Annotated in this window: 7 protein-coding genes; all 7 read left to right on the plus strand. The window is 69.6% G+C overall.

Features of this window, described 5'->3' with window-relative positions; genetic code table 11:
* Nucleotides 1–9: 9 nt before the first annotated feature.
* The 7 genes from fabD to D7Y15_RS01445 are packed head-to-tail and all read left to right on the plus strand — an operon-like array spanning nt 10 to nt 7,728.
* On the plus strand, nt 10–2,301 hold the full coding sequence (gene fabD / locus D7Y15_RS45140) for an ACP S-malonyltransferase (protein ID WP_255430321.1): 2,292 nt from the start codon (nt 10–12) through the stop codon (nt 2,299–2,301).
* A 47-nt stretch (nt 2,302–2,348) separates the two neighbouring features.
* A complete protein-coding gene (locus D7Y15_RS01420; protein WP_158628986.1) occupies nt 2,349–3,356 on the plus strand; it encodes a 3-oxoacyl-[acyl-carrier-protein] synthase III C-terminal domain-containing protein in 1,008 nt (335 codons plus the stop codon).
* Between the two features lie 19 nt (nt 3,357–3,375).
* Nucleotides 3,376–3,627, plus strand: a complete 252-nt coding sequence (locus D7Y15_RS01425; RefSeq protein WP_121751470.1) for a phosphopantetheine-binding protein — start codon at nt 3,376–3,378, stop codon at nt 3,625–3,627.
* Nucleotides 3,628–3,672: 45 nt separating this feature from the next.
* Nucleotides 3,673–4,944, plus strand: coding sequence for a beta-ketoacyl synthase N-terminal-like domain-containing protein (locus D7Y15_RS01430; RefSeq protein WP_121751471.1), 1,272 nt, complete (start codon nt 3,673–3,675; stop codon nt 4,942–4,944).
* Nucleotides 4,945–4,946: 2 nt separating this feature from the next.
* Nucleotides 4,947–6,179, plus strand: coding sequence for a hydroxymethylglutaryl-CoA synthase family protein (locus tag D7Y15_RS01435; RefSeq protein ID WP_121751472.1), 1,233 nt, complete (start codon nt 4,947–4,949; stop codon nt 6,177–6,179).
* Between the two features lie 2 nt (nt 6,180–6,181).
* Complete coding sequence (locus D7Y15_RS01440; protein WP_121751473.1) at nt 6,182–6,967, plus strand: enoyl-CoA hydratase-related protein; 786 nt, start codon at nt 6,182–6,184, stop codon at nt 6,965–6,967.
* On the plus strand, nt 6,964–7,728 hold the full coding sequence (locus tag D7Y15_RS01445) for a polyketide synthase (protein ID WP_121751474.1): 765 nt from the start codon (nt 6,964–6,966) through the stop codon (nt 7,726–7,728). Before D7Y15_RS01440 ends, D7Y15_RS01445 begins: the two co-directional genes overlap by 4 nt.
* Nucleotides 7,729–7,767: the final 39 nt, after the last annotated feature.

Raw genomic sequence — 7,767 nt, forward strand, 5'->3', positions numbered from 1 at the left:
CCTGTCGTCATGTTCCCTGGACAAGGCGCCCAATCGAAAGGCATGGGCGCCGCCCTTTTCGATCAATTTCCCAGACAGGTCCAGCAGGCAGACGAAATTCTGGGGTACTCCATCCGGAGCCTCTGTCTTGAAGACCCGGACAGACGTCTGGAGGAGACCTCCTATACCCAACCGGCGCTGTACGTCGTCAGCGCCCTGGCCTACCTGAAGGGTCAGGAGGCGGGCCTGTCACCCGCGTACGCCGCGGGCCACAGCCTGGGAGAGTACAGCGCCCTCTTCGCCGCGGGCGTGTTCGACTTCCAGACCGGGCTGCGGCTCGTCCAGAAGCGCGGCCAGCTCATGGGCCGGGCCAAGGGCGGTGGGATGGCCGCGGTCATTGGCCTGGGCGAGGAGGACATCCAGCGGACGCTCGCCGCGGAGAACCTCTCCGGGGTCGGCATCGCCAACTTCAACACCCCCAGCCAGCTGGTCATCTCCGGGCCCAGGGACGAGGTCGCCCGCGCGGAGGCTCCGCTCCTGGCGAAGGGGGCCCGGCACTTCGTGATGCTGCGGGTCAGCGCCGCCTTCCACTCGCGCTATATGATCGATGCGGAGCAGGAGTTCTCCGCCTTCCTGTCTGGCTTCCGCTTCGCGCCGCCGCGCTTCCCGGTCTTCTCCAACGTCCACGCGCTGCCCTACGAGCCGCACCTCCTGCACGAGACGCTGGCGGCGCAGATCTCCCGCCCGGTCCGCTGGGCGGAGATCATGCGGCGCCTGCTGTCCCTGGAGGGCGTCAGCTTCGAGGAGGTAGGCCCCGGCAACGTCCTCACCGGCATGCTGCGGAAGATCCGCGCGGAGGCAGCGCCGCTGACCTTCCAGCCTGCCCCGCCCAGGGCCCCGGAGCCCCCTTCCGCGCCCGTCTCCAAGCCTGTTGGAGAGCCCGCCCCGGCCTCCACGCGGCGCGTCCAGCCCCTGGCGCCGGAGCGGCTGGGGTCCGCGGAGTTCCGCCGGGACTTCGGCCTGCGCTACGCGTGCGTCTCCGGGGCGATGTACCGGGGCATCGCCTCCACGGCGCTCGTCATCGCCATGGGGCGCGCGGGGTGCATGGGCTTCTTCGGGAGCGCGGGCCTGTCCCTGGAGCGCGTGGAGAAGGCCATCCAGGAGCTCCAGGCTGCGCTGGGAACCCAGACGCCGTTCGGGATGAACCTGCTCCATGATCTCAACCGCCCGGAGACGGAGGACGCACTGGTGGACCTCTTCCTCCAGCGCGGCATCCGGTTCATCGAGGCCTCCGCGTTCATGCAGATGACGCCCGCCCTGGTCCGCTACCGCGCCAGGGGCCTGCGCCGCGAGGCGGACGGCACCGTCACCCGGCTGCACCGCGTGGTGGGCAAGGTGTCCCGGCCGGAGGTGGCGCAGTCCTTCCTGAGCCCGGCGCCCGAGCGGCTCCTGGAGCAGCTGGTGGCGGCCCGGAAGCTCACCCCGGAGGAGGCCCAGCTGGCGCGCGCCGTCCCCATGGCGGACGCCCTCACCGTGGAGGCGGACTCTGGCGGCCACACCGACCAGGGCGTCGCGTTCGCGCTCCTGCCCGCGATGATGTCCCTGCGCGACCGCCTGGCGCGCACCCTGCCGCAAGGCCCGCGCGTCCACCTGGGCGCCGCGGGAGGCATTGGCACGCCCCAGGCCGCGGCGGCCGCGTTCATGATGGGCGCGGACTACATCGTCACCGGCAGCATCAACCAGTGCACCGTCGAAAGCGGCGCCTCCGACGCGATGAAGGCCCTGCTCCAGGAGGCGGGCGTCCAGGACACCACGACCGCTCCGGCCGGCGACATGTTCGAGCTGGGCGCGCGCGTCCAGGTCCTCCGTCGGGGGCTCTTCTTCCCGGCCCGCGCCAACAAGCTCTACGAGCTGTACCGCCAGCACGAATCGCTGGACACCCTGGACGCGAAGACGCGCAACCAGCTGGAGACGAAGTACTTCAAGCGCTCGCTCGAACAGGTGTTCGAGGAGACCCAGGCGTACTTCCGCACCCGGGCGCCCGAGGAGCTGGAGAAGGCTCGCTCCAATCCCAAGCACAAGATGGCGCTCGTGTTCCGCTGGTACTTCGCCTACTCCACGCGTCTGGCGTTGGCGGGCGACCCCGAGGGGCGCGTCGACTATCAAATCCACTGCGGTCCCGCCCTGGGCGCCTTCAATGCCTGGGTGAAGGGGACCGACCTGGAGCCCTGGCAGAACCGGGGAGTGGCGCGGATCACCGCGAAGCTGCTCTCCGACACCGCGTCATTTCTTGAAGAAAAAATCGCGTCGCTGGGAATGTAGCTCCCGAACGGCGTCAAGGCAGTGTCTCTCCTGGCCGGAGCATGGAAATGAATCAGGGTGGTGGCTTTCCGTTGCCGTTCAAGATCGCCGGTCTGGGCCGGTATGTGCCCGCGGACGTCGTCCTGAGCAGCGATCTGGAGAAGAAATACGATCTGCCCCCAGGCTGGTGCGTGGAGAAGCAGGGCATCCGCGAGCGGCGCTGGGTCAAGGACGAGACGGCGTCGTTCATGGGCGCGGAGGCCGCGAAGGAGGCGGTGCGCGACGCCGGCCTCAAGCTGGAGGACATCGACCTCATCATCAACGCCTCGGGCTCCCCCGAGCAGGCGGTGCCGGACGGCGGGCCGCTGGTGCAGCGGGAGCTGGGGCTGGGCCGCTCCGGCGTCCCGTCCATCACCGTCAACGCCTCATGCCTGAGCTTCTTCGTCGCGCTGGACGTCGCGGCGAACTCCCTCAACATGCGGCGCTACAAGCGCATCCTCATCGTCTCCTCGGACATCTCCTCCGTGGCGCTGGACTTCCGCAAGCCGGAGAACTTCACCCTCTTCGGGGACGCGGCCGCGGCGGCGGTCGTCACCCTGCCGGAGCCCGGGGAGAAGAGCTGCATCCACGCCTCCCAGGTCCGCACGTATGGCTATGGGGCGGAGTTCAGCATGGTGCCCGGCGGAGGCTCCCGGCGGCACCCCAACGGCAAGAACACCACGCCGGAGGACAACTACCTGCACATGAACGGGGCGGAGCTGCTCAAGATTGGCTTCGAGTACCTCCCCCGTTTCAACGAGGGGCTGTGGAAGCAGTGCCCGGACATCACCATCAAGGACTGCCGGTATGTCATTCCGCACCAGCCGAGCCGCGTGGTGCTGGACTACCTCAGCCTGACCTATCCGGACGACAAGCTGGTGCGCATCATCGACCGCTACGCCAATTGCATTGGCGCCTCCATGCCCATGGCCCTCTACGAGGCCGTCAAGGTGGGCGGGCTGCGGCGCGGCGAGCGCGGCGTGCTGACGGGAACGGGGTCCGGTGTGTCCTTCGTTGGAATGGTCTTCACCTACTGAGGCGCGCGCGATGACTGTCATGGGACACGACGCAATCTTCTCCATCGTGCGGGGCCACGCGGCCTCCGTCCTCTCCATCTCCCCGGAGTCCGTTCCCTTCGAGGGACGGCTGGTGGACCTGGGCGCGAACTCCATCGACCGGCTGGAGATCGTCACGATGACGATGGAGTCGCTCGGGCTGAGGTTCTCCCTCGTGGAGCTCTCCAACGTGGACAACATCCGGGACCTGGTGGGCTTCTTCCACGCCAAGGCCCAGCGCGGCGCGGCCTGACGAAGCCCCCACGCGCGAACGACAGACCTCGGTGATGTGCGACCAATGACCGCCACGGCGATCACAGGAATGGGAGTCGTGTGCGCGCTCGGCCAGGGGGTCGACGCGCTCACGCAGGGACTGCGGGCGGGCCGCTCCGGCATCGCCTTGCGCGAGCGGACGGCCAGGCCGCTCCCGGACGGCTGCCGCATTGGCGCGGAGATCCGCGGCTTCTCCTTCGACTCGGCCCTGGAGCGCGTGGGCGCCCTCCCGGAGGAGCGCAAGGCCCGGGCCCTGAAGCTGGGCCGCCGCGCGCCCTTCACCGTCCAGACGTCCGTGGTGGCCGCGCTGGAGGCGTGGAGCGCCGCGGCCCTGGAGCCCTCGGGCGTGGATCCGGAGCGGGTGGGGGTGCTGATCGCCGGCAACAACCTGACCCAGCAGTACGTCTTCCAGACGCACGGCGAATACGGGAGCGACCCCACCTTCATCAACCCGCGCTACGCCCTGCAGTTCCTGGACACCTTCCACCTGGGCGTCGTCTCCGAGCTGCTGGGCGCGAAGGGCGAAGGGGGCACCGTGGGCGGCGCGTCCGCGTCCGGGAACGTGGCGCTGGCGCGCGCGCACCAGCTGCTGGCCCTGGACCTGTGCGACGTCTGCGTGGTCGTGGCCCCTCCCGCGGACCTGTCCGTCCTGGAGCTGCAGGCGCTGGCGAACGCGGGCGCGCTCTACAAGGACTTCACGGACGCGCCGTCGCGCACGTGCCGCCCGTTCGACCGGCGGCACAACGGCTTCGTCCCGGGCGAGGCGGCGGCCTGCGTCGTCCTGGAGCGTGAAGCGTTCGCCCGGGCCCGCGGGGCGCCCGTCCAGGGCCGGCTGCTGGGCGTGGCCGTGCAGCTGGATGGCAACGCGTCCTCCGACCCCAACGTGGACGGCGAGGTCCGGACCATGCGCCGCGCGCTGGCGCAGGCGGGCGTCGACCCCGGCGCCATCGACTACCTCAACGCCCACGGCAGCGCGTCCCCGCTGGGGGACCGCACGGAGGTGGAGGCCATCCGGCGCGTGTGGGGCGCGCGGGTGGGGGAGGTGGAGATCAACTCCACCAAGGGACTGACCGGCCACTGTCTGGGCGCCGCCAGCCTGGTGGAGGCCATCGCGACGGTGGGCCAGCTGCGGCACGGCTTCGTCCACCCCAACGCCAACCTGGAAGAGCCCATTGACGGCGAGTGCCGCTTCGCGGGCCCGAGCGCGACGCAGCGGCCCCTGCGTCACGCGCTGAGCAACGCGTTCGGCTTCGGTGGAATCAACGCCTGCGTCGTGCTGGGCGAGGCGAGGACCTGAACATGCAAGTCGGCATCGAGCGGATGAACGTGTACGGCGGCGCCGCCGTCATTGGCGTCAAGGACATCTTCCACGCCCGCGGGTTGAACCTGGACCGGTTCGACAACCTGCTGATGCGAGAGAAGGCCGTGGGCCTGCCCTGGGAGGACCCCGTCACCCACGCGGTGAACGCGGCGAAGGCCCTGGTGGACGGCCTGACGGAGGCGCAGAAGGCCCGCATCGAAATGGTCGTCACCGCGACGGAGTCCGGCATCGACTTCGGCAAGTCCATCAGCACCTACGTCCACCACCACCTGGGCCTGAGCCGCCGCTGCAAGCTCTTCGAGGTGAAGCAGGCCTGCTACGGCGGCACGGCGGCGCTGGGCATCGCGGCGAACCACGTGCTCGCCCACGCGGCGTACGACCCCAAGGTGCTGGTCATCGCCACGGACGTGGCGCGCTCCGCGGACAAGCTCAGCTACGCGGAGCCTTCACAGGGCTGCGGCGCGGTGGCGTTCCTGGTGGGGACGTCCCCGGACGTGCTGGAGCTGGACGTGGGCGCCACGGGCTTCCACGGCTACGAGGTCATGGACACCTGCCGGCCGTCCTACGACGTGGAGACCGGCAACCCGGACGTGTCGCTCTTTTCGTACCTGGACTGCATGGAGCGCTGCTTCGAGGCGTACGCGGAACGGGTGGAGGGCGCGGACGTCGTGAAGACGTTCGGCGCGCTCGCGTTCCACACGCCATTCGGCGGGATGGTGAAGGGCGCGCACCGCAAGCTCGTGCGCAAGTTCGGCGGCCTGGACAGCGCCGCCATCGAGCGCGACTTCACGGCGCGGGTCGCTCCCTCGCTGGAGTACTGCATGCGGGTGGGGAACCTGTACTCAGCCTCCCTGTACATGGCGCTCGCCAGCCTCATCGACCACCTGGGCGCTCAGGAGGAGACCCGCGTGGGCCTCTTCTCGTATGGCTCCGGCTGCTCGTCGGAGTTCTTCAGCGGCCTCGTGGGCCCCGCGTCCACCCGGGCGCTGGCGCGGATGGAGATTCGCCGCCGGTTGGAGCAGCGCTACCGGCTGTCCATGCAGGAGTACGACGCGCTCCTGGACGACCTGCGCGCCTTCCCCTTCGGGGCGAAGGACCTGGAGGTGGGGCTGTCCCGCTTCGGGCGCATCCACGAGCAGGCCTTCGCCGGGCAGCGGCGCCTGGTGCTCCGGCGCATCAAGGACTACCACCGCGAATACGAGTGGAGCTGAAGATGCGCCCCCCCGCCATCCTCCGCGAGTCCGACGCGCTGTCCATGCGGTTGACCTTCAACCGCGCCGACGCGCGCAACAGCATCAACCTGGAGCTGCTCACCGCGCTCAACGAGGCGCTGGACGAGGCAGAGCGCTCCGCGTCCACCAAGGTGGTCGTCCTGCGCGCGCAGGGCGACACGTTCTCTTCCGGCATGGACTTCACGGAGCTGATGTCGTCCGGCGAGCCCGGCGCCCGGGGCATGAACGCGTCCTGCGCCCTCTACTTCCGTACGCTGCGGCGGCTGGCCAGCTTCCCCAAGCTGGTGGTGTCGCTCGTGGAGGGGAAGGTGATGGCGGGCGGGGTGGGGGTCGTCGCCGCCAGCGACCTGGTGCTCGCCAGCCACGCCGCGTCCTTCAGTCTGCCGGAGATCCTCTGGGGCATCCTCCCCGCCATGGTGCTGCCCTTCCTGGCCCGGCGCGTGGGCATGCACCACGCCTACAAGCTGGCGCTGACGGCGCAGCAGCTGGGCGCGGAGCGGGCGCTGGAGCTGGGCCTGGTCGACGAGCTGGGCGAGGACTCCGAGCGCGCGCTCCAGCGGCTCCTCCTGCGCTTCAAGCGCATTCCGGCCGAGGGCATCCTCAAGCTCAAGCGCTACGCCAACGACGTCTTCCCCATCGACGAGCGGGTGGAGGCCCTGGCTGTCCAGACGACCACGGGGCTCGCCCTGGACCCCGCGGTGCGCCAGCGCATCCACGCCTTCCTCACCCACCAGAGCCTGCCCTGGGAGCAGGAGGGCTCGCGATGAACTCCACCGTCACATTGACGCGCCAGGGGGCGGTGGGCGTGGTGGCCATGGAGGACCGCCAGAGCAAGAACACCTTCTCCCCGGCCTTCGTGAGGGACCTCAAGCAGGCCTTCGACGCCGTGGCCCGGACGCCGGACCTGCGCGTGGTGGTGGTGCACGGCTTCGACAACTACTTCTGCTGCGGCGGCACGAAGGAGGAGCTCGTCGGGCTGGTGGAGGGCGTGCAATCCCAGGACACGCGGGGCGTGTCGCTGGACGGGCTCCTCTTCTACGACTTGTTCCTGCGCTGTGAGCTGCCCGTCATCGCCGCGATGCAGGGGCACGCCATTGGCGGGGGCCTGGCGCTGGGGCTCTTCGCGGACTTCTGCATCCTCGCGGAGGAGTGCATCTACAGCGCCGTCTTCATGAAGTATGGCTTCACCCCCGGGATGGGCTCCACGTACATCCTCCCCAAGCGGCTGGGGGCGACGCTGGGCGCGGAGATGCTCTTCACGGCCCGCAACTACTACGGCCTGGAGCTCAAGACGCGCGGCGCCCAGGTCCAGGTGGAGAAGAAGGCGGACGTGGTGAAGGCCGCCCTGCGCATGGCCGCGGACCTGGCGGAGAAGCCGCTGCTCTCCCTGCGGTTGTTGAAGGCACACCTGAATCAGACGACCCGCCAGGAATTGCAGCGGGTGATTGAAGGCGAGCGGGCCATGCACCGGCAGACGTTCGCGCAGCCAGACGTACGCGAGAAGATTGAAAGACTTTTCGGGACCTGACGGCCCGGTCCACCCCAACGACTCCCCTGGGAAATCCTG

Origin of the sequence: Corallococcus sp. AB030, from assembly GCF_003668965.1 — a bacterium.
Lineage (GTDB): Bacteria > Myxococcota > Myxococcia > Myxococcales > Myxococcaceae > Corallococcus > Corallococcus exiguus.